Source organism: Demequina phytophila (genome assembly GCF_000971135.1).
GTDB lineage: Bacteria > Actinomycetota > Actinomycetes > Actinomycetales > Demequinaceae > Demequina > Demequina phytophila.
The window spans coordinates 366,014-390,974 of the sequence record NZ_BBLW01000002.1 but is presented as its reverse complement, the minus strand read 5'-3'; the positions used below and the strand labels follow the sequence as shown (position 1 = coordinate 390,974).

At 72.6% G+C, this 24,961-nt stretch carries 23 protein-coding genes; 8 read left to right on the top strand and 15 right to left on the bottom strand.

Going from position 1 to position 24,961, the window contains the following annotated elements; all coding sequences use genetic code 11:
* Nucleotides 1-51: 51 nt before the first annotated feature.
* Both AOM01_RS04560 and AOM01_RS04555 read left to right on the top strand, forming a co-directional pair.
* On the top strand, nucleotides 52-780 hold the full coding sequence (locus AOM01_RS04560; protein WP_062289586.1) for a patatin-like phospholipase family protein: 729 nt from the start codon (nucleotides 52-54) through the stop codon (nucleotides 778-780).
* A 175-nt stretch (nucleotides 781-955) separates the two neighbouring features.
* Entirely contained in the window at nucleotides 956-1,786 is an 831-nt protein-coding gene (locus AOM01_RS04555; RefSeq protein WP_228374210.1) for a class II aldolase/adducin family protein, read from the top strand.
* 404 nt (nucleotides 1,787-2,190) lie between these two features.
* Here the strand turns inward: AOM01_RS04555 and fucO are convergent, their stop codons facing one another.
* The gene (gene fucO / locus AOM01_RS04550; protein ID WP_062289583.1) at nucleotides 2,191-3,357 is read right to left on the bottom strand and encodes a lactaldehyde reductase; all 1,167 of its coding nucleotides are present in this window, start codon (nucleotides 3,355-3,357) and stop codon (nucleotides 2,191-2,193) included.
* Between the two features lie 225 nt (nucleotides 3,358-3,582).
* Here fucO and AOM01_RS04545 point away from each other — a divergent pair, with 225 nt between their 5' ends.
* Nucleotides 3,583-4,206: an MBL fold metallo-hydrolase gene (locus AOM01_RS04545; RefSeq protein WP_062289580.1), complete on the top strand. Its 624-nt coding sequence runs from the start codon at nucleotides 3,583-3,585 to the stop codon at nucleotides 4,204-4,206.
* Between the two features lie 57 nt (nucleotides 4,207-4,263).
* On the opposite strand, the gene AOM01_RS04540 is transcribed toward AOM01_RS04545, so the two are convergent.
* The 7 genes from AOM01_RS04540 to AOM01_RS04510 all read right to left on the bottom strand — a co-directional run bounded on the left by AOM01_RS04540 (nucleotide 4,264) and on the right by AOM01_RS04510 (nucleotide 10,951).
* Nucleotides 4,264-5,055: an ATP-binding cassette domain-containing protein gene (locus tag AOM01_RS04540; RefSeq protein ID WP_062289576.1), complete on the bottom strand. Its 792-nt coding sequence runs from the start codon at nucleotides 5,053-5,055 to the stop codon at nucleotides 4,264-4,266.
* Nucleotides 5,056-5,060: 5 nt separating this feature from the next.
* Nucleotides 5,061-6,161, bottom strand: coding sequence for an ABC transporter permease (locus tag AOM01_RS04535; protein WP_169746514.1), 1,101 nt, complete (start codon nucleotides 6,159-6,161; stop codon nucleotides 5,061-5,063).
* A 25-nt stretch (nucleotides 6,162-6,186) separates the two neighbouring features.
* Nucleotides 6,187-7,209, bottom strand: a complete 1,023-nt coding sequence (locus AOM01_RS04530; RefSeq protein ID WP_156155822.1) for a sugar ABC transporter substrate-binding protein — start codon at nucleotides 7,207-7,209, stop codon at nucleotides 6,187-6,189.
* 141 nt (nucleotides 7,210-7,350) lie between these two features.
* Complete coding sequence (locus tag AOM01_RS04525; protein WP_062289566.1) at nucleotides 7,351-8,259, bottom strand: NAD(P)H-dependent oxidoreductase; 909 nt, start codon at nucleotides 8,257-8,259, stop codon at nucleotides 7,351-7,353.
* A gap of 12 nt (nucleotides 8,260-8,271) precedes the next feature.
* Complete coding sequence (locus AOM01_RS04520) at nucleotides 8,272-9,216, bottom strand: ketopantoate reductase family protein (protein ID WP_062289563.1); 945 nt, start codon at nucleotides 9,214-9,216, stop codon at nucleotides 8,272-8,274.
* Nucleotides 9,213-10,196 (bottom strand): GlcG/HbpS family heme-binding protein, encoded by a 984-nt coding sequence (locus AOM01_RS04515; protein WP_082109974.1) that lies wholly within the window; start codon nucleotides 10,194-10,196, stop codon nucleotides 9,213-9,215. Before AOM01_RS04515 ends, AOM01_RS04520 begins: the two co-directional genes overlap by 4 nt.
* Complete coding sequence (locus AOM01_RS04510; protein ID WP_062289557.1) at nucleotides 10,193-10,951, bottom strand: SDR family NAD(P)-dependent oxidoreductase; 759 nt, start codon at nucleotides 10,949-10,951, stop codon at nucleotides 10,193-10,195. The genes AOM01_RS04515 and AOM01_RS04510 overlap by 4 nt, the downstream gene beginning before the upstream one ends.
* A 208-nt stretch (nucleotides 10,952-11,159) precedes the next feature.
* On the opposite strand from AOM01_RS04510, the gene AOM01_RS04505 reads away from it, so the two are divergent.
* Genes AOM01_RS04505 through AOM01_RS04485 form a run of 5 tightly spaced genes read left to right on the top strand, consistent with a single transcriptional unit; the run spans nucleotide 11,160 to nucleotide 16,197 of the window.
* A complete protein-coding gene (locus AOM01_RS04505) occupies nucleotides 11,160-12,398 on the top strand; it encodes an FAD-dependent oxidoreductase (RefSeq protein ID WP_062289555.1) in 1,239 nt (412 codons plus the stop codon).
* Nucleotides 12,395-13,165 carry an SDR family NAD(P)-dependent oxidoreductase gene (locus AOM01_RS04500; protein ID WP_062289553.1) on the top strand — a complete coding sequence of 257 codons (771 nt, stop codon included), beginning with the start codon at nucleotides 12,395-12,397 and terminating at the stop codon, nucleotides 13,163-13,165. The genes AOM01_RS04505 and AOM01_RS04500 overlap by 4 nt, the downstream gene beginning before the upstream one ends.
* Nucleotides 13,162-14,565: an FAD-binding oxidoreductase gene (locus tag AOM01_RS04495; protein ID WP_082109973.1), complete on the top strand. Its 1,404-nt coding sequence runs from the start codon at nucleotides 13,162-13,164 to the stop codon at nucleotides 14,563-14,565. Before AOM01_RS04500 ends, AOM01_RS04495 begins: the two co-directional genes overlap by 4 nt.
* Nucleotides 14,558-14,980, top strand: coding sequence for a VOC family protein (locus AOM01_RS04490; RefSeq protein ID WP_062289550.1), 423 nt, complete (start codon nucleotides 14,558-14,560; stop codon nucleotides 14,978-14,980). The genes AOM01_RS04495 and AOM01_RS04490 overlap by 8 nt, the downstream gene beginning before the upstream one ends.
* Nucleotides 14,981-15,015: 35 nt before the next feature.
* The gene (locus tag AOM01_RS04485; RefSeq protein WP_062289547.1) at nucleotides 15,016-16,197 is read left to right on the top strand and encodes a Bcr/CflA family efflux MFS transporter; all 1,182 of its coding nucleotides are present in this window, start codon (nucleotides 15,016-15,018) and stop codon (nucleotides 16,195-16,197) included.
* A 20-nt stretch (nucleotides 16,198-16,217) separates the two neighbouring features.
* Here the strand turns inward: AOM01_RS04485 and AOM01_RS04480 are convergent, their stop codons facing one another.
* The 7 genes from AOM01_RS04480 to AOM01_RS04450 all read right to left on the bottom strand — a co-directional run bounded on the left by AOM01_RS04480 (nucleotide 16,218) and on the right by AOM01_RS04450 (nucleotide 24,920).
* The gene (locus AOM01_RS04480) at nucleotides 16,218-17,057 is read right to left on the bottom strand and encodes a nucleoside hydrolase (protein ID WP_062289544.1); all 840 of its coding nucleotides are present in this window, start codon (nucleotides 17,055-17,057) and stop codon (nucleotides 16,218-16,220) included.
* Nucleotides 17,058-17,064: 7 nt separating this feature from the next.
* Nucleotides 17,065-18,309, bottom strand: coding sequence for a family 1 glycosylhydrolase (locus AOM01_RS04475; RefSeq protein WP_062289542.1), 1,245 nt, complete (start codon nucleotides 18,307-18,309; stop codon nucleotides 17,065-17,067).
* 75 nt (nucleotides 18,310-18,384) lie between these two features.
* The gene (locus tag AOM01_RS04470) at nucleotides 18,385-19,668 is read right to left on the bottom strand and encodes an MFS transporter (protein WP_062289540.1); all 1,284 of its coding nucleotides are present in this window, start codon (nucleotides 19,666-19,668) and stop codon (nucleotides 18,385-18,387) included.
* A 138-nt stretch (nucleotides 19,669-19,806) separates the two neighbouring features.
* A complete protein-coding gene (locus AOM01_RS04465) occupies nucleotides 19,807-21,264 on the bottom strand; it encodes a glycoside hydrolase family 43 protein (protein ID WP_062289538.1) in 1,458 nt (485 codons plus the stop codon).
* A gap of 10 nt (nucleotides 21,265-21,274) precedes the next feature.
* Nucleotides 21,275-22,999, bottom strand: a complete 1,725-nt coding sequence (locus tag AOM01_RS04460; RefSeq protein ID WP_062289534.1) for a glycoside hydrolase family 3 protein — start codon at nucleotides 22,997-22,999, stop codon at nucleotides 21,275-21,277.
* Nucleotides 22,996-23,691 carry a beta-phosphoglucomutase gene (pgmB, locus tag AOM01_RS04455; protein WP_062289532.1) on the bottom strand — a complete coding sequence of 232 codons (696 nt, stop codon included), beginning with the start codon at nucleotides 23,689-23,691 and terminating at the stop codon, nucleotides 22,996-22,998. Before pgmB ends, AOM01_RS04460 begins: the two co-directional genes overlap by 4 nt.
* The gene (locus AOM01_RS04450; protein ID WP_062289530.1) at nucleotides 23,688-24,920 is read right to left on the bottom strand and encodes a family 1 glycosylhydrolase; all 1,233 of its coding nucleotides are present in this window, start codon (nucleotides 24,918-24,920) and stop codon (nucleotides 23,688-23,690) included. The genes pgmB and AOM01_RS04450 overlap by 4 nt, the downstream gene beginning before the upstream one ends.
* Between the last annotated feature and the right edge of the window lie 41 nt (nucleotides 24,921-24,961).

The window sequence follows — 24,961 nt, the reverse complement described above, 5'->3', positions numbered from 1 at the left end:
ACCACCCCGGGGGACCCGCCTTCGCGAGTCCGCCCGCCTAGAGTGAGGGGCGTGATCGACCTCCATGCGCCGGGGCTGGGACTGTGCCTGGGCGGCGGCGGCACGCTCGCGGGCGCACACATCGGGGTGCTGAAGGTCCTGCGCGAGCGCGGGATCGCCCCGGCGATGGTCGTGGGCACGTCCGCGGGCGCGCTCGTGGGCGCCGCGTACGCGATGGGCATCGATCCCGAACGGCTCGAGGAGCTGCTCCTCGACGTGCGCTGGCAGGACGTCGCCAGCGTGCCGTGGCGCCCCGGCTTCGGACTGCTCGACGCGGAGGCCCTGCGCGCGTCCGTGATCGACCTGATCGGCGGGGACGTGCTCATCGAGGACATGCCCGTGCGCTTCGCGGCCGTCGCGACGGACCTGGGCTCGCGGCGTGCGGCGGTGATCGAGCGCGGATCACTCGTGGACGCGCTGCGCGCGTCGATCTCCGTGCCGGGCCTTTTCCGACCGGTCCCGCTCGAGGGGCGACGCCTTCTCGACGGCGGGCTCAAGGCCAACCTGCCGCTCGAGGAGACTCTCGCCCTCGGCGCGTCGCCCGTGATCGCCGTGCGTGTCGCGCCCGACTGGGACGTGCCCGGGTACTCCAGCTCGAGGACGGTCCGCGCCCTCGAGAGCCGGCCCGACGTCGTGGTGATCTCCCCCGACCTGCGCGGTCGCACCTGGTGGCAGACAAGGAACCTCGACCGCGTGGTCGAGGCGGGACGCGCGGCGGCCGAGGCAACGCTGGCGGGCTGACCCGCCGAGGAACGATGCGCTGACCGCCGCCCCTCTGAGGACACCGCCGCATCGTCGCGACGCACCCGGGACCTTAGGCGCGTGCATCCTCGCGCCACGTGTGGTTGAATCGTTTCATTCCTACAGGGACAAGGCGCGCCGCAGGGGTCGCGCCGCAGAGCACAGGAGGACCCTCGTGGCCATCACCGACCAGCCCAAGCCGACGCTCGACGAGATCATCACGCAGATGGGCCACGCAGGCGAGCGCATCTGCGACATCGAGGCCTCCGAGGCCGGCGCCGGCAATATCTCGGTCTACATGGGCTGGGAGGTGGAGGTCCGCCGCCACTTCCCCCACGCCGAGGAGATCGAGCTTCCGGTGCCCGCACCCGCGCTCGCCGGCGGCACCGTGCTCGCGACCGGCTCGGGCCGCCGCCTGCGCCAGATCGCGGCGGAGCCGCTCGCGGCGATCGGCGCCGTGCGCATCCACGAGGACGGCGTCACCGGCACGCTCTACACGTCCAACACCCGCCGCTTCGCGAAGCTCACCTCCGAGTTCAACTCGCACCTCGCGGTGCACCAGGACCAGGTCGAGCGCCGCGGCGTCGACTTCCAGGCCGTGGTGCACGCCCAGCCGCCGCACCTCACCTACCTCTCGCACATCCCCGCGTACCGCGACACCGCCCGCATGAACGCGGCGATCCTGCGATGGGAGCCGGAGAGCATCGTGTCGCTGTCGCAGGGCATCGCGGTGCTGCCGTTCTTCATCCCCGGCTCCGAGGAGATGGGCAAGGCCAACGTCGAGGGCCTGCGCGACTTCGAGATCACGCTGTGGTCCAAGCACGGCACCATGTCCCGCTCGGACATCTCGGTCTACCGCGCCGTCGACCGCGTCGAGTACGCGGAGACCGGCGCCAAGTACGAGTACATGGACCTGGTCGCCGGCGGCCGCGCCGAGGGCCTCACCAAGGAGGAGATCCGGAACGTGGCCGAGACGTTCAACATCGACTCGCCCTGGCTCTCGTGACGCTGGACTGAACCGCGCCGACGGCCCGCGATCCCCGTGAAGGGGGTCGCGGGCCTTTCGCGTGGGCGGGCGCGGAGCGGGGGCGACTCCGATGCGCGGTGGGCGGCGCGGTGGGCGGCGCGGCTCCGTTGATCGGATCCAGCAGATTTCCGGAGGCGGATCTGCACCATCCGATCAATTCGTCGTGTCGCGATGACACATAGGTGCCCGCTGCGCGCTGGTGACACATGGGTGCCCGCACAGCTCGGTGTGCGCACACCAGCGCGTCACGGGGGCGCATCGCCCCCGCAACACCGTGGCACTCCCCCGCCCACTCCGGACGCACAGGAGCCCCGGGCCGTCCAGACCCGGGGCTCCCGCGCATCATCCCGCGACGCCGCGCTCCACGCGCGACGCGAGGCGCGCTACCCGACCGTCACGCCCAGCAGCGAGCGGTACAGAGTCTCGAACTGCGCGACGGTAGTGTCGCGCGGGTTGCCGCCGGCGCAGACGTCGTCGAAGGCGGCCTGCGCGAGCGCCGGGATGTCCTCAGCCTTCGCGCCGATCTCATCGATGCTGAGCGGGTTGCCGAGGTCGCGGGTGAGCGCCGCCACCGCCGCCACCGCGGCCTCGCGCGCCTCGTCGAGCGGAATCGCGTAGGCGTCCTCGACGCCGAACGCGGAGGCGATGTCGCGGTACTTCTCCCCCGTCTGCGGAGCGTTGAACGCCATCACGGGCGCGAGCAGGATGCCGTTCGCCACGCCGTGGGGAGCCGAGTAGAACGCGCCCAGCGGGTGCGCCATCGCATGCACGATGCCCAGGCCCACGTTCGAGTAGCCCATACCGGCGATGTACTGCGCGAGAGCCATGCGCTCCATCGCCTCGCCGTCGCCGTCGGCGGCCGCGCGCAGCGACGCCGCGATCACCTGGATGGCCTTGAGGTGGAACAGGTCGGACAGCTCCCACGCGCCCTTGGTGGTGTAGCCCTCGATCGCGTGGGTGAGCGCATCGAGACCGGTCGCGACCTTGAGCGCGCGCGGCGCGGTCGCCATCATGTCCGCGTCCACGACGGCGAGGATCGGGATGTCATGCGGATCCACGCAGACGAACTTGCGGTTCCGCTCGACGTCGGTGATGACGTAGTTGATGGTGGTCTCCGACGCCGTGCCCGCGGTGGTGGGCACCGCGATGATCGGGACCGACGGGTTCTTCGTGGGCGCCACGCCCTCGAGCGAGCGCACGTCCGCGAACTCCGGGTTCGCGACGATGATGCCGATCGCCTTGCAGGTGTCCTGCGGCGAACCGCCGCCCACGGCGATGAGCACGTCGGCCCCCGCGGCCCTGAACGCCTCGACGCCCGCCTGGACGTTGGCGATCGGCGGGTTGGGCAGCACGTCGCTGTAGACCTCGTACGGGAATCCCGCCGCGTCGAGCAGCGCGGTCACCTTCGCCGTCACCCCGGTCTCGATCAGCACGCGGTCCGAGACCACGAAGGCCCTGGTGAAGCCGCGCGCCTCGAGCTCGCCGGGGATCACCTCGATGGAGCCGGCGCCGAAGTACGCCGTCTGGTTCCAGATCATCCGATGTGCCACGTTGCACCTCCCAGTCCGGGCCCGCGCGCGACGTCTCGCCGCTGGTGACACGCGCCCACGCCTTGAATCGTTTCAGGCGCGGGACGGCAGTGCGAGGGGCTTTGGTCCCACGGGACGATGCGGCGGTCGGGCGCGCGTCAGGCCTCGCCCCCGCGGACGGGGTTGAGTAGCATCAACTGATGGAAGTCGCTTTCATTCAGTGAGGCGCAGTGACGAAGGAGTCCCGTGAAGCTCACGCATCTCGGCCACGCATGCTTCCTCGTCGAGAGCCAGGGCGCTCGCCTGCTCATCGACCCGGGCGTGCTCTCGACGTACGCGGACCTCCGCGGCCTCGACGCGGTCCTGGTCACCCACCAGCACGCGGACCACGTGGACGTCGACGGCCTCGCGGCCCTCCTCGCGCACCATCCGGACGCCGCGGTCGTGGTGGACGCCGATTCCGAGCCGTCGGTGGCGGCCCGGGTAGGCGAGGTCACGGTCGCGCGCCCCGGAGACCGGATCGCCGTGGCAGGGGTCGAGGTCGAGGTGCTCGGCGGCATCCACGCGGCGGTCTACGGCGACGTCCCCGGGTGCACGTCCAACGCATACCTGATCGACGGTTTCCTTCACCCTGGGGACACGTTCACGATGCCGGGGCGTCCGGTGGAGGTGCTCGCGGTACCCATCGACGGCCCTTGGCTCAAGCTCGCCGAGGCGGTCGACTACGTGCACGCGGTCGCGCCGCGCGTCGCCGTGCCGATGCATGAGGGTGAGACCGCGGACCCCGAGAAGTACGCGGGCATGCTCGCCGCATTCAGCCCCGCGGGCGTGGTGCGTCGCCTCGCGCTCGGCGAGGCGACCGACCTCTGATGGACGCGCCGCGGCGTCGGCGACCCCTCGATCGCCGACGCCGCACCACCCGGTGCGCTACTCGAACATCGAGGCCCGCGCGCCCGTGATCCACCCCACCAGGTGGTCGTTGTCGGTCTCGGCGGTGACGACGTCCGCGACCTTGCGACCGCGGTTGAGCACCACCATGCGGTCGCAGACCGCGTTCGCGAGCGCCAGGTTGTGCGTCACCAGCACGATCGCGATGCCCTGGTCCGCCATCCGTCGCACCAGCGCCTGGACCACCTGGGTCTGCTCGTAGCCGAGCGCGGCGGTCGGCTCGTCGAGCAGCAGGATGCCGTTCTGCTCCCCGGAGACTCGCGTCGCGCTGCGCGCAAGCGCCACCACCTGGCGTTGACCGCCGGACAGCATCTCGACGGGCCGGGTCATCGCGGCGGTGCGCACCCCGAGCTTGTCGAGCTCCGCCTCCGAGCGCTTGCGCTGCGCCTTGTGATCCACGAATCCCAGCAGCCCGAAGATGCCTGGACGCAGGATCTCGCGCCCGATGTTGAGGTTCGTGGCGATGTCCAGCGCGTCGACCAGAGCCAGGTCCTGGTAGACCATCTGGATGCCCGCATGCGTGGCGGCGCTGGGCGAGTGCAGCTCGACCTCGTCGCCGTGGACCCTGACGGTGCCCGCGGACGGTCGGTGCGCGCCCGACATGATCTTGAGCAGCGTCGACTTGCCGGCGCCGTTGTCGCCGAGCAGGCCGACCACCTCGCCCTGTCCCACGTGGAAGTCGATCGAGTCGAGCGCGCGTACGTAGCCGTAGTGCATGTCGATGCCCGTGAGCTCGAGCGCGGGCGTGGTGGTGGTGGTGGTGGCGTTCATGGGGGTCACCTCGTTCCCGTGTGGACGGACGCCTGCGCGGTCGCCATCAGTCGCCTGGACACCGACGTGGTCACCCATCGCTCGAGCGTGAGCGACCCGATGAGCAGCGCACCGGTCACGCCGGTCGCCCAGTACGGCTGCACGCCGACGATGGTGAGGCCGTTGGAGATGGTCGCTAGGACCAGCGCTCCGACGAGCACGCGTGGGAGGCTTCCGCGGCCTCCCACCAGGGACACGCCCGCCAGCGCGACGGCCGTGAGCGCGGTGAAGATGAGGCCCGGGCTGGCGCTGGGATTGGCCTCGGTGACGGTCGCGGTGGTCACGAGGCCGCCGAGCCCCGCGCAGGTGCTCGAGATCACGAACGCGAACACCTTGTAGCGGTCGCTGTGGATCCCCGAACGGCGCACGGCCTCGGCGCTGCCGCCGACCGCCATGAGCCGGATGCCGTCGCGGGTCTTGGTGAGGAACACGGTTCCCACCAGGAACACCCCGGCGGTGATCCACACGGGCGCGGGGATCCCGAGGTAGCGCTGCGTGCCCATGAAGTCGAGCTGGGTGAGCCCCGGGAAGGTGTACCCGCCGGCGACGATCGCCGCCGCGGCCGACGTGATCGACAGCATCGCGATGGTCACGATGATGGGGTTGAAGCCGCGCAGCGAGATCAGCCCGTTCACGAGCCCGACGAGGGCGCCGAGCACGATGCCCACCACCAGGGCCAGCCACACCGGCAGGCCGTTGGTGATCATCCAGCCGGCGACGCAGCTCGACAGCGCGGCGACGCCGGGGATCGACAGGTCGAGCGCTCCGCAGATGATCCCGACGGCGACGCCCGCCGCGAAGATCGCGCTGATCGCCGCGGCGTTGGCGATGAGGATCGCGTTGTTGAGCGTCGCGAAGTAGGGGTTGGCCCACACCGCGAACACCGCGATGAGGAGGACCCACAGCACGAAGATGCCGCGGTCGCGCAGGAAGATGAGCCCGCGCACGCCGGCGCTGTCCTTCGCGGGCGCGACGGCCGGGCCGGGAGTGGTGGGCGGGGTGGACGATGCGGCGGCTCCCGGGGTCCCGGGAGTCGCCGCGCCGCCCGCCTGAGCGGGACTGGTCATCGTCATTTCTTTCGCCAGGTGCCGATCAGGAGGCCGAGCTGGTGACCTCGAGCGGCACGGTGAGCTCGGGACCGACCGCGGTCGGGTCCATCTGCATCTCCGCGAGCGTGTCGAAGGACTGGATCATGTCCTGCTCGAACTGCAGAGCGACGGTCGCGAACATGGTGCCGTCCTCGACCAGCGCGAGCACCTCGTCGTTGCCACCGAAGTCCGTGGCGCACGTGAGCTCCTTGCCCGCCGCCTTGAACGCGCCGATGGCGCCGAGCACGCCCTCGTCGTTGGCGGCCGCGACCACGTCGACGTCAGGGTGCGCCTGGAGGATCGAGCCGACATCGGTCTGCGAGGCCGCACGGTCCGTGATGTCCCAGGTCTGGACCACCTCGACGCCGGGCGCGGTCGCCTCGAGGGCCGCCAGGAACGCGGCGTCGGACTCCTCCTTGCCCGCGGTGCCCGCGGGAGACGCTCCGTAGATGACCGTGCCCTCGCCGCCGAGCTTCTCGTTGATGCACATGCCGGTCTGCTCCCCGAGCGCGGTGCCGCCCGCCTCGTAGTCGATCGTGTCGAAGGTGATGCCGGCCTGCGGCCCGTCGAAGCCGTAGTCCGCAGGCACGCCGTTGATCAGCACCGGGACGCCCTTCTCCTGCGCGGCGTGGAGCACGTCGGTCATCGACGCCGGGGCGATCGCGATGATCCACAGCGCGCCCGCACGGCCCGACTCGAGGACCTCGGTGACCTGCTGCACCTGAGTGGCGGGGTCGAGCTTCGGGTCTTGGACGATCACCTCCCAGCCCTGGCTTCCGCCGTAGCCCGTCACGCCCTCGGACAGTCCCTGCATCGCAGGGATGGACAGCGCGAGCGGCGCGAACACCAGGGTCTTGGGCAGGTCCGAGGCGGGAGCCGCGGAGGCGGAGGCCGTTGCGCTCGAGGCGGGCGACTCCGACGTGGTGGTCTCGCCACCGGTCGACGAGCACGCGCTGAGCGCGAGCAGCGCGGTGGCGGCTCCGACGGCCAGCGAGGTGCGCATGGGGTGAAGGCGAATGGTGCTCACGGGGATCTCCTTTGATGTCCGCGATCGGGGTGTGTCCTACTGGTTTTCACATCATGAAAACGACTTTCGCCGGTGATCATCATGCTAGAGGCGCGCCTGCGGATTGTCTACAATCCGCGCCGCCGTGACGAAGATGTGACCTTACGGTGCCTGCGCCGCCTCCCCCGGCCTCGTGAGGGGGAAGTCTTCATAGGCCGCGGCGCGCTGCGCGAGGGCAGCCGCCTGATCCGCGTGCGCACGCGCCGTGTCGACGATCTCGCGGTAGTGCGCGTGGCGCTCCTCCATCGAGATCACGGACACGGAGAGGTCGGTCCACTCGAGCGTGCCGCCCTCACCTGCGAGCCGGCCGCGCGCGCCGCACGTCGCACACTCGACGTCCGCGCCGCGCAGCACCACCACGTCCAGATGGCACATCGGGCACGCCCCGGGAGGTCCCAGGTACTCCGCGTCGTCGAGACCGCGGCCCAGCTGGCTCGCGACGTTCGCCCCGAGCGCTTCCGCGCGCGCGATCGCGTCGGGATCGAGCAGCACCGAACGCGGTGTGCCCGCGCCCTCCACCACCATCTGGTCGACCACGGCGGTGCTCATCGAGAACGTGAGCGTGTGCATGACCGGCAATGCCAGCGTCTTCCACTGCGTCGTGAGCGCGCCGCCGCACGCGATGAAGCCCGCGACCCGGGGACGGAGCACGCGCTCGTCGACGCGGAACGGCACCGCGGGGTCCTCGCCGCTGCGCCGTGCCTCGAGCAGGCCCTCGATGATCGCGGCGTCGGCGTTCGGCCCGAGCAGCCGGTCGCCGAGCACCTTGAGGCGCCCAGGCACCGTCCTGCTGATGATCGGCGCGGCGATGATCCACGCGTCGCAGTCGATGAGCCGCTCCCAGAACCACCACGCGTCGCCGCCGTCGCCCGGGTCCAGCCGCAGGTCGTCGAGGCGCACGAGCTCGACCTCGGCCCCCGCCGCCTCGGCGGCGCGCAGGGCCTCGACCGTCAGGATCTCGACGCTGCCGCCCGGGTTCCCACAGGACAGCCCCAGCACCTTCTTGCCCATCTCTCGCCTCCGTCAGTGACCCGCATCCGCGGGGGTCGTCCAACCGGACTCCAGGCCGTGCACCAGCGCGACCATCGCATCGTGCAGCGGCGTCGCCACGCCGAGCCGCTCGCCCTCGGCCGCGATCCCGCCGTTGAGCGCATCGACCTCGGTGGGCCGGCGCGCCGCGACGTCCTGCAGCATCGACGGGCGGTGCCAGTAGGCCTCGGCGACCGCCTCCTCGACCGCCTCGTCCGGCGCGCGGAGCAGCGAGATCCCCGATGCCGCGCAGACGGCGAGCGCCTCGGCGATCAGCGCGTCGACCTGTCGACGCAGCTCCGGGTGCGTGCAGACCTGGCCGATCGTCAGCCCGGTGAGGGCCGCGATCGCGCTGGTCGCGGCGTTGAACACCACCTTGGTCCACTGGGGGCCGCGGGCATCGTCCATCGCGAACGTGGGGAGGCCGCCTGCGGTCAGCAGGCTCGCCAGGCGGGCGATGTCGGGGGACGATGCGGGGCTCGGCTCGAACGGCCCCAGCCAGGAGTCGCCGGGAGCGTCGTAGCGGACGGTGCCCGGCGCGGTGACGGCGCCGGCGGTGACGATGCTGCCGCGGATGACCCGCGGGACCACCGCCGCGATCTCCTCCTCGTTGCCGAGGCCGTTCTGCAGGCTCGCAACCGCGGCTCCTCGGAGCGCGTGCGCGGCGGCCGCGACGGCGGCGCGCGTATGACCCGCCTTGGTCGCGACGATCGCGAGCTCGCAGTCGGGCAGCGCGGCGGCGTCGGTGATCGCGCGCACCGGCGCAAGGAAGTCGGCGTGCCCCGTGACGCGCAGCCCGCCGCGCTCGATCGCCGCCACGTGCTCCGCCCACGGGTCGACGGCCCACACCTCGACTCCCGGCACGCGCGCGAGATGGGCCGCGTACAGGCTGCCGATCGCACCGCAGCCGAGCACGGCGACGCGCACCTCGCCGCTCATCGCGCGGCCTCTCCGGCAGCCTGCGCGGCGATCTCCGCGCAGAGACCGGGATCGGCTCCGCCCACCCCGAGGCCGCCGATCACGCGTCCGTCCACGACCAGCGGGACGGCGCCGGGAGCCGCGAGGATGGTCGGGGGCGCGAGCGAATCGAGTAACGGGGCGGCAACCCCGAATGCCGGCACCAGGTCCGCGGAGGGCATCCCGAACCGCGCCGCAGCCGCCGCGGTCGCCCGCGCGACGTCGACGCCCCCAGCCACCGCATCGTCCATCCGGTCCTCGCGGATCGTGTCGCCGCCGGGATCGGCGACCGCGACCGAGACGCGCACGCCTCGCGCGGCCGCCGCGGCGATGGCCGCGTCGCATAGACCGGTGGCCCAGGCGAGCTCGTGCTGCACGACGGCAGCAGGCGCGGCTCGCATGCCGAGGCTGTCCGCGGGTGACAGGACCAGATCGCCGAAGCGCTCGCGCCAGCGCGCACGGTCGTCGCCGTGCTGTCCCGCGTAGGGCACGCCGAGCGCGTACGCGATGAGCAGGTCCTCCGGGTTCGCGGGCTCACCGTCGGCGCTGACCACCTCCGGGGCCACGTCGGCGGGCAGGAACGGGCTCACCGTGGCGCCGGAGGCCGCGATCCCCGCGACCACCACCCCGTCGACGACGATCGGCATGCCGCCCGCGCCCGGGAACACGGCCTCGGGAGAGACCGTGACGAAGCCGGAGGCGATGGGCGCGGGCAGGGTGGTCATGCGGTGCAGGTGCTCGGTGCTTGGGATCTGCTGGGTCGCGGAGATCCACGCCTTCGACCGTGCGCGCGCCATGCCCCCCGCGCCGCCGCGGTCGAGGCGGGAGGCCGTGACGAGCGCGCCGCTGGCGCCCACCACCGCGATACCCCCACGCAGACCGAGCTGCTCGGCCTTGTCGACCGCGCGCTGCACCAGCGCGCGCGCGTCGGCGAGCGGGAGGTCGCGAGGGTGCACGCTCATACGAGGGTGCGCCCGCCGTCGACGTACACGCACTGACCGGTAATGAACCGCGCCCGGTCGGAGAGCAGGAAGGTCACGGCATCGGCGACCTCCGCGGGCACGCCGAGGCGGCGCGCAGGGACCAGCGACTCGAGCTCCTCACGGTGGCCGTCGCGGTCGAGGTAGGCACGCGTGAGGTCGGTCTCGACGTAGCCGGGCCCGACCGCGTTCACGGTGACACCATGCGGAGCCCACTCGCGCGCCATCACGCGCATCATCTGGTTGATGCCGCCCTTGGTCGCGGCGTAGGGAGCGTGGTGAGCGTGCGCGAGCAACGCGGACACCGAGGACACGAACACCATGCGCCCCTCCCCCGCCTCGACCATGCGCCGGCCGACCTCCTGGCCCAGCCACCACGCGGTCGACAGGTTGAGGGTGAGGATCGCCTCCCAGTCGGCGTCGCCGAGCTCGAGCACGGGACGGCGGTCGTTGCGGCCCACCGCGTGCACGAACGCGCGGGGCGTGCCGACCGCCTCGACGGCCCGCGCGACCACCTCGCGACACGCGTCGGGGGTCGAGATGTCGGCCGCGAGGGCGACCACCTCCCCACCGGCCGCGCTCGCGGCGGCGAGCAGCGCGTCGAGCGCCGCGGCGTCGCGGTCGACGACCGCCGTCCGCATGCCCGCGGCGGCCAGGCTCAGCGCGGTCGCGCCGCCAAGTCCCCCCGCGCCGATGACGAGGGCGCCCTTGCCCTCGAGGTCCAACCAACCCGCCATGTGTCCACTCTTCCTTGAGTTCTCACATCGTGAAAGTCACTTTCAATCACAGTAGGGCACGCATCGGCCGGGTGTCCAGACGGCCGATCCGCGCGTGTCGCCCCCTGGAATCGCGACGCGCAAGGCGCTAGCATCCGACTGAAAGCGACTTTCATGTCTCGAAAGTCGTCCGGTTCGCCGGTCACCGCCACGCACAAGGGAGTGCACGATGGCCTTTCAGCCCCTCCACGTCGTCATCGCCGGCGGCGGTCTCGCCGGCCTCACCGCGGCCCACGGCCTGCTGCGCGCGGGCCACACGGTCGACGTGTTCGAACGCCACGACACGGTCGAGCACCGGCAGGGCTACTACCTGCACGTCAACCCCATGGGAGGGGACGCGCTCGGGCGCTGCCTGCCCGAGGACCTGTACCGGCTCTACCAGGCGACGTCTCGGGTGAACTACGTCCGCACGGGCTCCATCGTGCGCGACTCCCAGCTCAACGAGCTCAGCTCCCAGCCCCCGCTCATCCCTCCCAAGGACGGCGCCTTCCCCGACACGGGCGTGCACCGCCGCCAGCTGCGTCAGATCCTCCGCGCGCGGCTCGACGACGTCTACCACGCCGGCACGGCGGTGGTCTCGTTCGAGCAGGACGATGCCGGGGTCACCGTGACGCTGTCGGACGGCACCTCGGTGCGCGGCGACGTCCTCGTCGGCGCCGACGGCATCAACTCCGCGGTCCGCCGGCAGCTGCTGCCGGACGTCCAGGTGGTCCGCACGGGCATCGCAGGCATCGGGATCTTCGGGCGCGCCGACATCACCGAGGAGCTCCAGGCGCAACTGCCCGAGCTGATCGACGAGGGCGTCCAGATGATCGTCGACCGGCACGGTTCGCGGCTTCTCGTCGCGACGTACCGTCCGCGCCGCTCGGCGGCCGAGGCGGCGGCGGAGATCGCCCCCGACGTCGCGCTCGAGGACGTGCCGCCCTACGTGATGGCGAGCTGCACCGTGCCCGCGGGCACCGCGGTGCCGCCCGCCAGCGAGTGGACGCTCGAGGACGCGGCGCGCATCCGCGACGCGATGCTCGACGCCCTCGAGGGCTGGCACCCGGCCGCACGCGCGATCGTGGCGGGCATGGACCTCGACTCGATGTTCGCGGTGCCGTTCGGCTTCCTCGACCCGGCGGAGAGCTGGACCCCGTCACGCGTCACGATCATCGGCGACTCGGCGCACGCGATGCTTCCCACGCTCGGCATGGGCGCGAACACGTCGCTCAACGACGCGGCGCTGCTGGTGGACCGGCTCGAGGCCGTCGGCCGCGGCGAGGTCGAGCTCACCGCGGCGATCGGCGAGTACGAGGCGCAGATGCGCGCCACCGCTTATCCGATCCTGCGCGCCGCGTCGCACCACGACGAGAACTTCGGCGGCGGCGCGCTCGTCGACCTCGCGAGCGACGGGTCGCCCGCGTGACCGGCCGGCTCGCCGGCAAGGCGGTCCTGGTGACCGGGACCGGCGGCGGCATCGGCCGCGCGACGGCCCTCGCCTGCGCCCGCGAGGGCGCACACGTGGTCGGCTGCGACCTCAATCCCGGTCCGTCCGAGGAGACCGTGGCGCTCGTGCGCGCAGAGGGCGGCCGCATGGACGCGATCGCCCCGGTCGACCTCGCGACACCCGACGGAGCCGCGGCCTGGGTGGATGAGGCGGCACGGCTAGGCGGCGGCGTCGACATCCTCGTCAACAACGCCTCCGCGATCCGGTTCGGCGCGATCGACGTGCTCTCGTACGAGGACTGGTCCTTCACCATGCGCAACGAGCTCGACATCGTGTTCCTCGTGACGCGCGCCGCCTGGCCCCACCTGGTCGCCCGCGGCGGCGGCTCGGTAGTGAACATCGCGTCGATCACGGCCACCCGTGGGGCCTGGTTCATGCCGCAGAACGCGCACGGCGCCGCGAAGGGCGGGGTGCTCGCGCTCACCTCCCAGCTGGTGGTCGAGGGCGGCCCACACGGCATCCGCGTGAACGCCGTCTCCCCCGCGATGACGCAGACGCCGCATACGACGCCCATGCTCGAGGACCCCGACGGCCCCGCCGAGCAGATTCTCTCGCGGGTGCCGCTGGGACGCTGGGGGCAGCCGGAGGACGTCGCCAACGCGATCCTGTTCCTCGCGAGCGACGAGTCCCGGCACGTGTCCGGCGCGAACATCCCTGTCGACGGCGGCGCGGCGGTGGTGGGATGAGCGCGGCGACGAACGGGCGACCCGCGGTGCGGGGCCGGCTCACGATGCGCGGCGAGCCCGGGTACGAGGAGGCCCGCGTGGGCCGGGTCTTCAACGCCCGCCGGCCCGACCGCTATCCCGCCGCCGTGCTCGAGGCCGCTGATGCCGAGGACGTGGTCGCGGGCGTGCGCCTCGCGGTCGAGCGCGGCTGGGCGATCAGCGTGCGCTCCGGGGGCCACTCGTGGGCGGCGTGGAGCGTGCGCGACGACGCGCTGCTCATCGACCTCGGCGCGCTGCGCACGCTCGAGTACGACGAGGTGAACGGGATCGTCTCCGCCGGACCCGCCACGAAGGGCGGCGAGGAGCTCGCCCCGTACCTCGCCGAGCGCGGCCGCGCGTTCCCCGGCGGCCACTGCCCGAGCGTCGGGATCGGCGGCTTCCTGCTCCAAGGAGGCCAGGGATGGAACGGTCGCCTCATGGGCTGGGCGTGCGAGAGCATCGTCGCGGTCGACGTCGTCACCGCGGACGGCGAGCTCGTGCGCGCCGACGCCACCCAGAACCCGGACCTGTACTGGGCGGCGCGCGGCGCGGGTCCGGGCTTCCCCGGCATCGTCACCCGCTTCCACCTGCAGACCTATTCCAAGCCGGCGTCGATGTGGCACGACACGTGGACGTTCCACCTCGACGACGCCGAGGAGGTGATCCGCTGGCTGCACGCCGTGCTGCCGACGCTCGACCGCCGCGTCGAGCCCGTCATGGCCGCCACGCGCCTTCCCGACGTCCCGCTCCACGAGGGCGTCGCACACCCCGGCGGGACCGTGCTACTGCTCCACGCGACCTGCATGGCGGACTCCGACGAGGAGGCGCGCGCCCTGCTCGCGGGACTGGGCGAGTGCCCCGTCGCGGGGCGCGAGCTCGGCCACGTCACCGCGCCCACCTCGATCGCGGAGGAGAACGCGGCCCAGGCGGGGCAGAATCCCGAGGGCTACCGTTACGCGGTCGACTGCGCGTGGACGGACGCGGACGCGGCGACGCTCGCCCCGCTGCTGCTCGACGTCTGGCGCGGGCTCGACACGGAGCACTCGTTCTCGATCTGGTACGGCTGGGCACCCTCCCGTGAGCTGCCCGACATGGCCTTCTCGGTCGAGGGCAACGTGTACGTCGCGACGTACCTCATCTACAAGGACAAGGGGGACGATGCGCGGTACCGGTCGCGCGTGCATGCACAGACCGCGGCGATCGCCCGGGAAGGCGGGGTGGGCGTCTACCTCGGCGACACCGACTTCACGCAGCGCAACGACCGCTTCCTCAGCCCCGCGCACCACGCCCGTCTCGAGGAGATCCGGGCGCGCCGCGACCCGCACGGGCGCATCGCCTCGTACCTCACGTCCGACCCCGCGGAGCTGAACGTCCATGCCTGAACACGCACGCCTCGACCACGTGGGCCTCAACGTCGCCGACCTGGCCGCCGCATCGTCCTGGTACCAGGCCGCCTTCACCATGCGGGTGGACTTCGCCGGACGTGTCGACCCGATCGCGCTCGACTTCGTCATGCTGATCGACGCCGACGGGAGGCGCCTGGAGCTGCTTCACCGCGAGGGCTCGACGTCCCGCCCGCGGGCCGCGGACCCGGCCGAGGCGGCGTTGCGAGAGGGCTTCGGCCACATGGCCTTCGACGTGAGCGGGCTCGACGACGCCTTCGCGCGACTGCTCGGGATGGGCGCACGCGAGGTGATGTCCGCGCGGCCGTCCCCCGAGCCGGGGATCCGGATGGCCTTCGTCGCCGATCCCGAGGGCAACCTGGTCGAGCTGCTCGAGCGCCCGGCCGCCGAGTGAACCCCGCAGCGGACCGCGCGGCGCCACGACGCCTGGTGCCGCTGCTCGCCCTGTTCACCGCGCTCGTGGTCTTCACCACCGACGTCTACATGCCGGTGCTTCCCCGACTGCAGGACGACTTCGCCACCAGCGCGGCCGGCGCGGCCGCGACGCTGTCGGCGGTGCTCGTGGGGATCGCGGGCGGCCAGCTGGTGGTCGGGCCGGTGAGCGACGCGGTCGGCAGGCGGCTGCCGTTGCTCGCCGGTGGGGCCGCGTACGCCGTGCTGCATGTCCTCAGCGCCCTCGCACCGTCGATCGGGACGCTGCTCGCGCTGCGGTTCGCGACGGGCCTCGCCGCGGCCGCGTGCCTCGTGGTGACCCGCGCGATCGTCGCGGACACGTATCCGGGCGCGGCCGCGGGTCGCGCGTTCGCGACGCTCGGCGCGGTCGCGTCGCTCGCTCCGGTGATCGCACCCCTGCTCGGGGGCGCGCTCGCGCGCGTCACCGGCTGGCGCGGGATGTTCCTCGTGCTCGCGGGCGCCGCGGTGGTCCTGACGGCGGTGGCGGCGCGCGCGCTCCCGGAGACGCTTCCGCCCGACCGGAGGATCGCCGCGCGGGCCGGCGCGATCGCGCGCGAGCTCGGTGCGGTGATCGCCGTGCGGCCGTTCCTCGCCTACCTCGCGGCGACCGGCGCGATCGGCGTGGTGCTGTTCGGGTACATCGGCGCCTCGTCGTTCGTCCTGCAGGACGGGTTCGGGCTGACGCCCCAGCAGTACAGCTACGTGTTCGCACTCAACGCGATAGGGATCGTGACCGCCTCGATGACCACTCGGCAGCTGGTGGCGCGTCTGGGGTCGACGCGGATCCTCGCCGCCGGCCACGCGGGCTCCGCGGCGGGCGCGGCCGTGCTCGCGCTCGGCGTCGGCCTCCACTCGCTCGCGGTCGTGATGGCGGGGCTGTTCCTCGCGATCGCGTGCATCGGCTTCATCATCCCGTCCGTGACGACGCTCGCGATGGGGGCCGCCCGGACGCGGGCGGGCGCCGCGTCGGGGCTTCTCGGGATCGTGCAGTTCACCGCGGGCGCGCTCGCGTCACCGCTGGCGGGAGCGGGCGGGTCGCCGTGGGCGCTCGTCGCCGTCGTGGGCGCGGGTGCGCTGGCCGGGCCTCTCGCGGTCGCGTTCGTGGCGCGCCGGCCGGGCGCGGCGCGGTTCGCGGGCGCCGCGCCCGAGCCCGAGTGAGACCTCCTGCGACGAGTCGCTCAGCCGCGTGCCGCGTGGCGGCGGAAGAGGGCGGCCATGTCGCCCAGGACGAGCGCGGCGTCGGGCGCGGTGCAGACGAGCGTCCGCTCCCCCGCCTCCCACGCGCTGGACTCTCCCGACAGGGCGGTGCCGAGCAGGGGCGCGCTGTCCCCGAGCGGCCACACGGCGTCGACCGCGAATCCGGGAGGCAGCGGCAGCTCGTCGAAGCGCCGCCACAGCCACGCGCCGAGCTCGCCGCACTCTTCCAGCAGGTCCTGGATCTGCGCGACGCTCCACGCGAAGCGCCGGTACGTCTCGAGGGGGAACTGTCGCACCTCGAGCGCGGGGAGACCCAGCACGAACGCCGCCGCCTCCGCATCGGTGTCGCGGTTGTACTCCTCCGCGTCGGCCAGCGAGCCTCCGACCCACGCGAGGCTCAGGCGCTCGGCGATATCGGGGGCCGCCGCCAACGCCTCGGCGACGTTGGTGAGCGGGCCGCCGCACACGAGCGTGAGAGGGAGATCGTCCTCCCTGCGCGCCTGATCGATGATGGTGCGAGCCGCGGCGGACACCTCCGACCCGGTCGCCACGGCGGCGAGGTCGACGGGCACATCCCGTCCGGCTGCGATCTCGGGCACGGGGCCGTCGATCAACGCGGCGAGCTCGGCGGCGTACACGGCGCCCGCGGCCGCCCCACCGTCCGGCGGGCCGAACACGGGTGACAGCCGCGAGCTCGTGACGGCGTCGACACGGTGCCCGGGCGACAGCAGGTGGTGCGCGAGGGCCACGAGACCGTCCGGGTCCCCCGCGAAGTCGTTGTCGATGATCACGCGGCAGCGCGTCGCGATGGTGAGCGCCACGGCGGCCTCAGCTCGCGCTCACGGCGCGGTGGGCGCGCACAGCGCCCGCGTACACGTGGGCGGATGGCTTGACGGTCCGGTCGAACGTCTCGCGGTCGACGGCGACGAGCCCGAGCTTGGGCCCGTAGCCGAAGATCCACTCGAAGTTGTCGAGCAGCGTCCAGTGGCAGTACCCCAGCACGGGCGTGCCGGCGGCGATCTCCTCGCCGAGCAGCGCGAGGGCGGCGGGGATGAACGCCGCGCGCTCCGCATCATCGGCGGTCTGCATGCCGTGCTCCGTCACCATCACCGGGACCCCGGATACCTGGTGCGCGTAGCGCGCCGCGCGGGCGAGCGACGCGGGCTCGATGAGCGTGCCCATGCCGTTGCGCGGACCGTCGGGCACCACCTCTCCGGCGGGCCCATGGAAGATCGACTCGTAGTTCTGGACTCCGATGAAATCATCGTCGCGCGCGACCCGCAGCCAGTGGTCGTAGACCGCGGCGCGCTTGGCGTCGCGGCGGTCCTCGCCGCCCTCGAGCGCGACCTCGTCGATGATCGCGATCGACACGCCGGTCGGCAGGTCGGGGCGGCGCGCCTTGATCGCGGCGACCGCGGCGCGATGCGCCCCAGTGAGGGCCTCAGTGAACTCGGCTTCGAGCGCGGCCGGGATGACGTTCGAGGCGTAGTAGCGCGCGGTGCCCGCGTCGCGCGCGGCGGCCTCGAGCATCTCGAGCTTGATCTGCTCGGCGACCGCGGGGAGTTTCCCGCTCGCGTGGAGGAGTTGCTCGAGGTTCGGCTCGTTGATCGTGACCGCGACGGCGATCCGGTCGCCGAACCGGGCCATCACCCGGTCGCACTGTGCCGCGAACAGGTCCGCCGCATCGTCCGCGAGCCACGAGCCCGCGGCGGAGAACCAGTGCGGGGACGCGAAGTGGTTGAAGGTGACCACGGGCGCGAGGCCACGGGCGAGACACCCGTCCACCAGCTGCTCGTAGTGATCGAGCGCGGCCTCGTCGATCACGCCGCGCTGGGGCTCGACGCGCGCCCACTCGACGGAGAAACGGTAGGCGTTGAGGCCCAGCTCCGCCGCGATGTCGAGATCCTCCTCCCACCGCTCCCACGTGCGGCACGCGGGGCCGCTGACCTCGGCGAACAGCGTCGGCACAGTGTGCTCGAGCGTCCACATGTCGCTGTGGACGTTGTCTCCCTCGCCCTGGTGGCCGGCGGTGGCGACGCCCCAGAGGAAGTCGGACGGGAACGGGCTGGTCATGCGGGATACCTCGGAATCTGCGGGGAGTGGTGAGCGAACGGCCGGGCCCGCCTGGGGCCCGGCCGGTCACGTGGGCTAGCGGACGCCCTTGATGAGCGGCATGATCGCGGCACCCGCGAGGCACAGGACGGCGGACCCGATCCAGAGCAGCGCGTAGTTGTGGCCGCCGCCGAGCGCGAGCACGGCCGGGCCGACGGCCGGCACCAGGATGTTCGGGATGTTGAGCGCGAGGCCGAACACCGCCATGTCCTTGCCGGCGTCCTTGGCGTCGGGCAGCACCGCGGCGCACAGCGCCAGGTCGACGGTGAGGTACATCGACTGGCCGACGGCGAACACGCACCAGGCGACCACGAACCCGGAGAAGGTGTGCGACGTGGCGGCGATCACGAGGGCCAAGGCCATGAGCACGGCAGCCCCGGCGACGAAGGGCTTGCGGCGTCCGATCTTGTCCGACAGCCAGCCGGAGCCGGTGAAGAAGATGACGGAGATGGGCGCGGAGATCAGCGTGAGCAGGCCCGCCTTCGCGCCGACCTCGGGAAGCGGCACCTCGAGGACGTCGATCATGAAGTAGACGAAGTAGGTGAACAGCGCGGCCATCGCCATGCCGGCGAGCAGGCGCGCCAGCCAGGTCCACCCGAAGTTCGGGTGCTTGCGCGGATTGACGATCAGCCCGCCGACCAGGCCCTTGACGTCGAGCGGGGGCACCTCGGCGCGGGACTTGACCGGATCGCGGTACAGCATCAGCAGCGGCAGCGTGGTGGCGATGGCGAGCGCGACCGGCACGGAGAGGATGAGCAGCGGCTGCCCGACGAGCGCGCCGGCGAGGTACGAACCGCCGGAGAACGCGAGGGCTCCGAACAGGCCCATGATGCCCATGACGCGGGCGCGCATGGCGTCGGGAACGGCCTCGACGGGGATGACCGCGTACGCGTTGAAGGCGGACTGCATCGCGACCACGAGGATCACGTAGGCCGCGCCGATGATCGCGACGTTGCTGGTCGCGCCCGCGATCACGCCGGCGACGAGGGCGACGGCGAGGCCGCCCACGATCCACGGGCGACGGCGACCGAAGCGGCTGGTGGTGCGGTCGGAGAGGGCGCCGGCCAGCGGGATGACGACGAGCATGAGCAGGGCGCCGATGGCGACGGTCCGGCTGTAGACGATGTCCTTGGTCTCCGGGGCGACGGCGGCGATGCGCAGCGACAGCGCGGTCGACATGCTCATCGCCATCACGTACATGCCGAGGGCGGCGACGAGGACGAGTCCGATGGTCTTGCGGGGGGAACCGAACTCGGCGGCGATGCGCGAGGAGTCGTCCATCGACTCCGGCGCGCGAACCGCTTCATCTGAGAGGGTCATGAGGCTTCCTTGCCTGAAGGCCGCGAGGGGCGGCCGTCGTGGTGTTCTACGCGATGGTCCCGGGGGTGCGACGACTATAACCGCGAAAATCTTAAGGTGTCAAGGTTTTCGCGTTCCGGGGCCCCACGGGCGACCTCGTCACACCCGGGGCAGGTAGGACACCCGACCGACGCGCGCCTCACCACCGAGCGCCTCGAGGCCCAGCATCCGACCGGTGAAACCGCCCGCGAGCTCGGTCGACAGGTAGCGGCCGTCGAGCGAAGCGAGCTCGATGAAGGCCTCGCCGCGCTCGATCCCGAGCGCGATCGCGTCGGGTCCCGCGCTCTCCCCGAGCGCGGGCTCGATGCGCCGCGCCCGGATCGCGAGCGCATCACCCGGGCGCACTCCCTCTGCGCCGAACACCTGATCGAACGGCGCGCTCACGGCGCGCGCCCGGGCCACCCCGTCGACCAGCTCGACGCCGTACCAGTGCGTCGCATCGAGCCGCACCGACAGGCACGCGTCGCCGTACGCGACCTCGGCGGAGGCATCCCAGTCGAGGTCGACGATGCGCGCGCACAGCGCTCGGTCCTGCTCGCTCCCGTCGGGGTCGCGGCCGGTCTCGAGCACCAGGCCCGCGCCGGCGCGGGCGAACGATGCGGGGCTCACCGATGGCGCGAGCCACCGGGGGTCGAGGGTCGGGTCGGTGAACCGGTCCGTCCAGGACCGGTCGCGCGCGGGCGCCTCGAATCGGCCCTCGATCACGGCGGGCCAGCCGTCCACCCAGTCGACCCCCTGGAGGAAGGTCTCGCGGCCGAGCACGTGGAAGCGCGGGAACGAGCCCTGCTGGCGGATGCCCAGGTGGACCATGGCCCAGCTCCCATCCGCGAGCTCCACCAGGTCCGGATGGCCGACCGCCTGGACCGGGTGGTCGGTGCTGCGGTGGCTGAAGATCGGGTTGTGCGGGTGCGGCTCGAACGGGCCGCGGGGGTCGCGGGACCGCGCGATCGACACGCCATGGCCGGTATGGGTGCCGCCCTCGGCGACCATGAGGTACCACCAGTCACCGCGGCGGATGAGGTGCGGGCCCTCGGTGTCGGCGAGCCCGGTGCCCTCCCATAGCAGCGTCTCCTCCCCCACCCTCGCCCCGGTCCGCGGGTCGATGGCGACCTGGTGGATGCCGGGCGGCCCGAAGCCGCGCCAGGTGAGCAGGCACGTGCCGTCGTCGAGCCACGCGAGGTCGGGATCGATGCCGGGTGTGCCCGGCACGAACACGGGCTCGGACCACGGCCCTGCGGGACCCTCCGCGTGGGTGATGAGCTGCCCCTCCCCGAGGCGCCCGATCGACGTGGTGGCGACCCAGAACAGCCCGTCGTGATGGCGCAGCGTGGGCGCGAAGATGCCCGCGCTCGCCCCGGCCATGCCGCGCGGCGCGCGGATCACGTCGGCGTCAGGCAGCGCGTGCCCCACCAGGTCCCACGTCACCAGGTCCGTCGACCGGTGGATCGGCACCCCGGGCACGTACTCGAAGGTGGATGTCGCCAGGAAGTAGGCGTCTCCCACCCGGCAGACGGAGGGATCCGGGTAGAAGCCCGGCAGGATCGGCGTCGTCGTCATGGGCACCTTCCTACCAGCGCGCGTCCTCGTAGCCGGCGAAGGGGTCCACCGGGCTCGCCCCGCGGAACGGGATCTCGCCGGCGAGGGCGGCCGCGACCGACTCGACCGTCTCCGCGTTGTTCGCGTACGCGTTGACGTACGTGCGGATGAACGGCACGTCCTGCAGGTGGAAGGGGCTGCCGAGCGACGCCACCAGGGTGGGGATCTCGGTGATGTGGCGCGGCAGGTTCCCCGCCGTGAACGGCGCCCAGTCGATCCGAGCGCTGGTGACGTTCGAGCGCGGCTGGATGTCGACCAGGTAGACCACGGCGTCGTAACCCTCGAGCAGGTCCGCGCCGTTCACTCCCCCGTCGACGCCCACGCGCTTGAACATGGTCGACCCGGGCGGGCCGTCCTCGAACAGCGTCGCCTCGAACCCGCGGGCGTTCAGCGCCGCGCAGAACCCCTCCGCGGGTCCCGTGCCCGAGAGGAAGCCGCGCAACGAGTACACGAGCACCCGGCGATGACGCGCGGGCGACAGCGGCAGCAGCCCCTCCTCCTTGTCCTTGACCAGGGTGATGGCGGCCGCGGCCTGCTCGCGCGCCCACGCCCGGTGGGTCGCGGTGTCCACGCCGTCGAGGCCGGGCACCAGCGCCTCCGGGGACGATGCGCGGTGCAGCCCGAGCGCGGCCTTGAGGGCGAGCACGCGGGTCACCGCCTCGTCGAGGCGGGCCTCGCTGATGACCCCGGAGCGCACGCCCGCGAGCATGTGGGCGACGTCGGTCGCATAGTCGGGCGAGAACAGGAACATGTCGCAGCCCGCGGCGATGGTCGCGGGCACGAGGTCGCGCCTCGGCATGCGCATGAGCAGCCCGCCCATGAGCGAGGCGTCGGTGATGACCACGCCGTTGAAGCCCATCCGCTCGCGCAGCAGGTCCGTGGTGAGCTCGGGGGCGAGCGAGGCGGGCAGGATGTCCTCGTTCGCGATGCCGGGGCGGAGCTCCCGGGAGTACGCGGGCAGCGCGATGTGGGCCGCCATGATCGACAGCGCGCCGGCGTCGATCGACGCGCGGTACGCCTCGCCGAACGTCGCCTCCCACTCCTCCACGCTCAGCGTGTTGACCGAGGTGAGCAGGTGCTGGTCGCGATCGTCGACGCCGTCGCCCGGCCAGTGCTTCACCGATGCGGCGACTCCGTGGTCCTGCAGGCCCCGCACGAACTCGACGCCCATGCGGCGCACGCGGGCGGGGTCCGATCCGAAGCCGCGGTTGAGGACGATCGGATTGCGCGCGTTGGACTGGATGTCGATGATCGGCGCGAAGTCCCAGGTGACCCCCAGGGCCCGACCCTCGACCGCGGCGACCTGGCCCATCCGGTAGGCCCACGCATCGTCCCCGGCCGCCGCGGCCTGGAGTGGCGTGCCGAGCTGGGTGGCGGCGAAGCTGGCGCCGTCGGCGCCGTTCTCGAGGTTGCCGGCGATGAGCGGCGGGAGGGACGATGCGGCGTGCAGGTGGCGGTTGAGCGTCACCGCGCCCTCGGGCGAGTCGGGGCGGCGCATCCAGCCGCCGGGCTCCGCGACGGCGATCTCCGCGTCGACCTGTGCGGGGGCGTTCGCCATGAGGAAGAAGAGCTGGCCGACCTTGCGCTCGAGGGTGAGGCCCGCGAGGGTGGCACGCACCCACGCCTGTGCCTCGGCGTCGAGGTGGAAGGGCGCGGAGTCGAGCCGCACGCCCGCGACATCGGTGTTGGTGGTCATGCGTGCTCCTCCTCGAGACGCGTGCGGGCGGCGCCCGCGAAGGTGATGCCGTGCGCCGCGAGGGCGTCGACGGCGTGGAGTCCGGGGATGACGGCGGCAGCCGCGGTCAGTACAGCGGGATCGCCGATGCCGACGGCGGTCATGCCGGCCGCGTTGGCGGCCTGCACTCCCGCGATGGCGTCCTCGAAGACGACGCAGGCGGCGGGCGCCACGCCGAGCGCCTCGGCGCCCGCGAGGAACACCCGCGGGTGAGGCTTGGCCTCCGTCACGGTCGAGCCGTCGATCACCGCGTCGAACAGGTCGGCGATGCCGAGCCGGTCGAGGATGAGGGGCGCGTTGCGGCTCGCCGATCCGAGACCGGTGGGGACGCCGCGGGACCGCAGGTCCTCGAGGAGCGCCTGTGCGCCGGGGAGCATGTCCGCCGGCGAGATCCCGCCGATGGCGTCGACGTAGCGGGCGTTCTTCTGCTCCGCGAGACGCGCGGCCGTCGCGTCGTCGACCTCGACGCCGCCGATCTCGAGGACGATCCGCAGCGCATCCATGCGGCCCACCCCCTTGAGGCGTTCGTCGTCCTCGTCCGCCAGTGTGAAGCCCAGCTCCTCGGCGGTGCGACGCCATGCCGCGAAGTGGTGGACGGCGGTGTCGACGATCACGCCGTCGAGATCGAACAGGGCCGCCCGGGCGTCGGTCATCGCGCCACCGGCGCGGCGGCGCGGCGGGCGACCTCGGCCGCGTAGACGCGGGCGGACTCCTTCGCCGTGCGGACGAACGTCTCCCGGTCCACCGCGTGGAGCCCGAACCTGGGCCCGTACGCGAAGATCCACTCGAAGTTGTCGAGCAGCGTCCAGTGGCAGTAGCCGAGCACCGGCACGCCGTCCGCGATCGCCGCGTCGAGGCTCGCCAGCGCGGCGGGCAGGAAGGCGCACCGTTCCGCATCGTCCTGCGTGTTGATGCCGTGCTCGCTCACCAGGACGGGCACGCCGGAGGCCTCGTGGATGTAGCGGACGGCGCCGCCGAGCGAGTCGGGCTCGGGCGGGGTGTGGCCGCCGCCCGCCGCGACCCGACCGTCGGGCCCGTGGACGATCCGCTCGTAGTTCTGCACACCGATGAAGTCGTCGCCCGCGCACAGCCGGACCCAGCGGCCGTAGCACTCCTCGCGCACCCGGTCCCGCTCGGCCTCGCCCCCCGGGGCGGCGACGTCGTCCGCGACGGCGAGCGACAGGCCGACCGGCAGGTCGGGGCGTCGCGCCTTGAGCGCGGCCTTCGCGGCGACGTGCGCCCGCTCGAACCCCTCCTCGAAGGCGTCGAACTCCTCCGGGATCTGGACGTTGCCGGCGCGGTAGCGCTCGACCCCTGCCGCCGCCGAGGCCGCGTCAAGGTTGGCGCGGTGCGCCTCCCACACCTCGGGCGGGAGGAACCCGCCGGCGAGCTGACGCTGCAGGTTGGGCTCGTTGAGCGTGACCGCGACGGCGATGCGGTCGCCGATGCGGTCCATGACCACGCCGCAGAAGCGGGCGAAGTCCTCGGCCGCCTCGGGCGCGAGCCAGGATCCCCGCCGCGCGAACCAGTGCGGCGCGGTGAAGTGGCTGAACGTGACGATCGGCGCGAGACCGCGCGCCACGCAGCCGTCGATGACGTCCTCGTAGTGCGCGAGCGCCGCCTCGTCGATCGCACCCACCTCGGGCTCGACGCGGCACCACTCCACGGAGAAGCGGAACGCGTTGAGCCCCATGTCGACCGCGAGGTCCAGGTCACGCTCCCACAGCTCCCAGCTGTTGCAGGCGGTCCCCGACGGTTCGGCGAACACGCTCGGCGCGGTGAGCTCGAGGAACGAGGTGTCCGACGTGGTGTCGTCGCCGTCGGACTGGTGGCCGGCGGTGGCGACGCCCCAGAGGAACGATGCGGGGGTCGGGATAGTCATGAGGTCTCCTTCGGGCCGCGACGGTGCGGCGGGTGGGTCTG

What these genes read in the sequence shown, in the direction of transcription:
- pgmB (WP_062289532.1), bottom strand. Translation starts at nt 23,691, where the DNA reads ATGACCGACGCCCGGGCGGCCCTGTTCGATCTCGACGGCGTGATCGTC.
- AOM01_RS04535 (WP_169746514.1), bottom strand. Translation starts at nt 6,161, where the DNA reads ATGACCAGTCCCGCTCAGGCGGGCGGCGCGGCGACTCCCGGGACCCCG.
- AOM01_RS04450 (WP_062289530.1), bottom strand. Translation starts at nt 24,920, where the DNA reads ATGACTATCCCGACCCCCGCATCGTTCCTCTGGGGCGTCGCCACCGCC.
- AOM01_RS04470 (WP_062289540.1), bottom strand. Translation starts at nt 19,668, where the DNA reads ATGACCCTCTCAGATGAAGCGGTTCGCGCGCCGGAGTCGATGGACGAC.
- AOM01_RS04495 (WP_082109973.1), top strand. Translation starts at nt 13,162, where the DNA reads ATGAGCGCGGCGACGAACGGGCGACCCGCGGTGCGGGGCCGGCTCACG.
- AOM01_RS04520 (WP_062289563.1), bottom strand. Translation starts at nt 9,216, where the DNA reads ATGAGCGGCGAGGTGCGCGTCGCCGTGCTCGGCTGCGGTGCGATCGGC.
- AOM01_RS04540 (WP_062289576.1), bottom strand. Translation starts at nt 5,055, where the DNA reads ATGAACGCCACCACCACCACCACCACGCCCGCGCTCGAGCTCACGGGC.
- AOM01_RS04515 (WP_082109974.1), bottom strand. Translation starts at nt 10,196, where the DNA reads ATGAGCGTGCACCCTCGCGACCTCCCGCTCGCCGACGCGCGCGCGCTG.
- AOM01_RS04490 (WP_062289550.1), top strand. Translation starts at nt 14,558, where the DNA reads ATGCCTGAACACGCACGCCTCGACCACGTGGGCCTCAACGTCGCCGAC.
- AOM01_RS04525 (WP_062289566.1), bottom strand. Translation starts at nt 8,259, where the DNA reads ATGGGCAAGAAGGTGCTGGGGCTGTCCTGTGGGAACCCGGGCGGCAGC.
- AOM01_RS04465 (WP_062289538.1), bottom strand. Translation starts at nt 21,264, where the DNA reads ATGACGACGACGCCGATCCTGCCGGGCTTCTACCCGGATCCCTCCGTC.
- AOM01_RS04510 (WP_062289557.1), bottom strand. Translation starts at nt 10,951, where the DNA reads ATGGCGGGTTGGTTGGACCTCGAGGGCAAGGGCGCCCTCGTCATCGGC.
- AOM01_RS04460 (WP_062289534.1), bottom strand. Translation starts at nt 22,999, where the DNA reads ATGACCACCAACACCGATGTCGCGGGCGTGCGGCTCGACTCCGCGCCC.
- AOM01_RS04505 (WP_062289555.1), top strand. Translation starts at nt 11,160, where the DNA reads ATGGCCTTTCAGCCCCTCCACGTCGTCATCGCCGGCGGCGGTCTCGCC.
- AOM01_RS04475 (WP_062289542.1), bottom strand. Translation starts at nt 18,309, where the DNA reads ATGACCAGCCCGTTCCCGTCCGACTTCCTCTGGGGCGTCGCCACCGCC.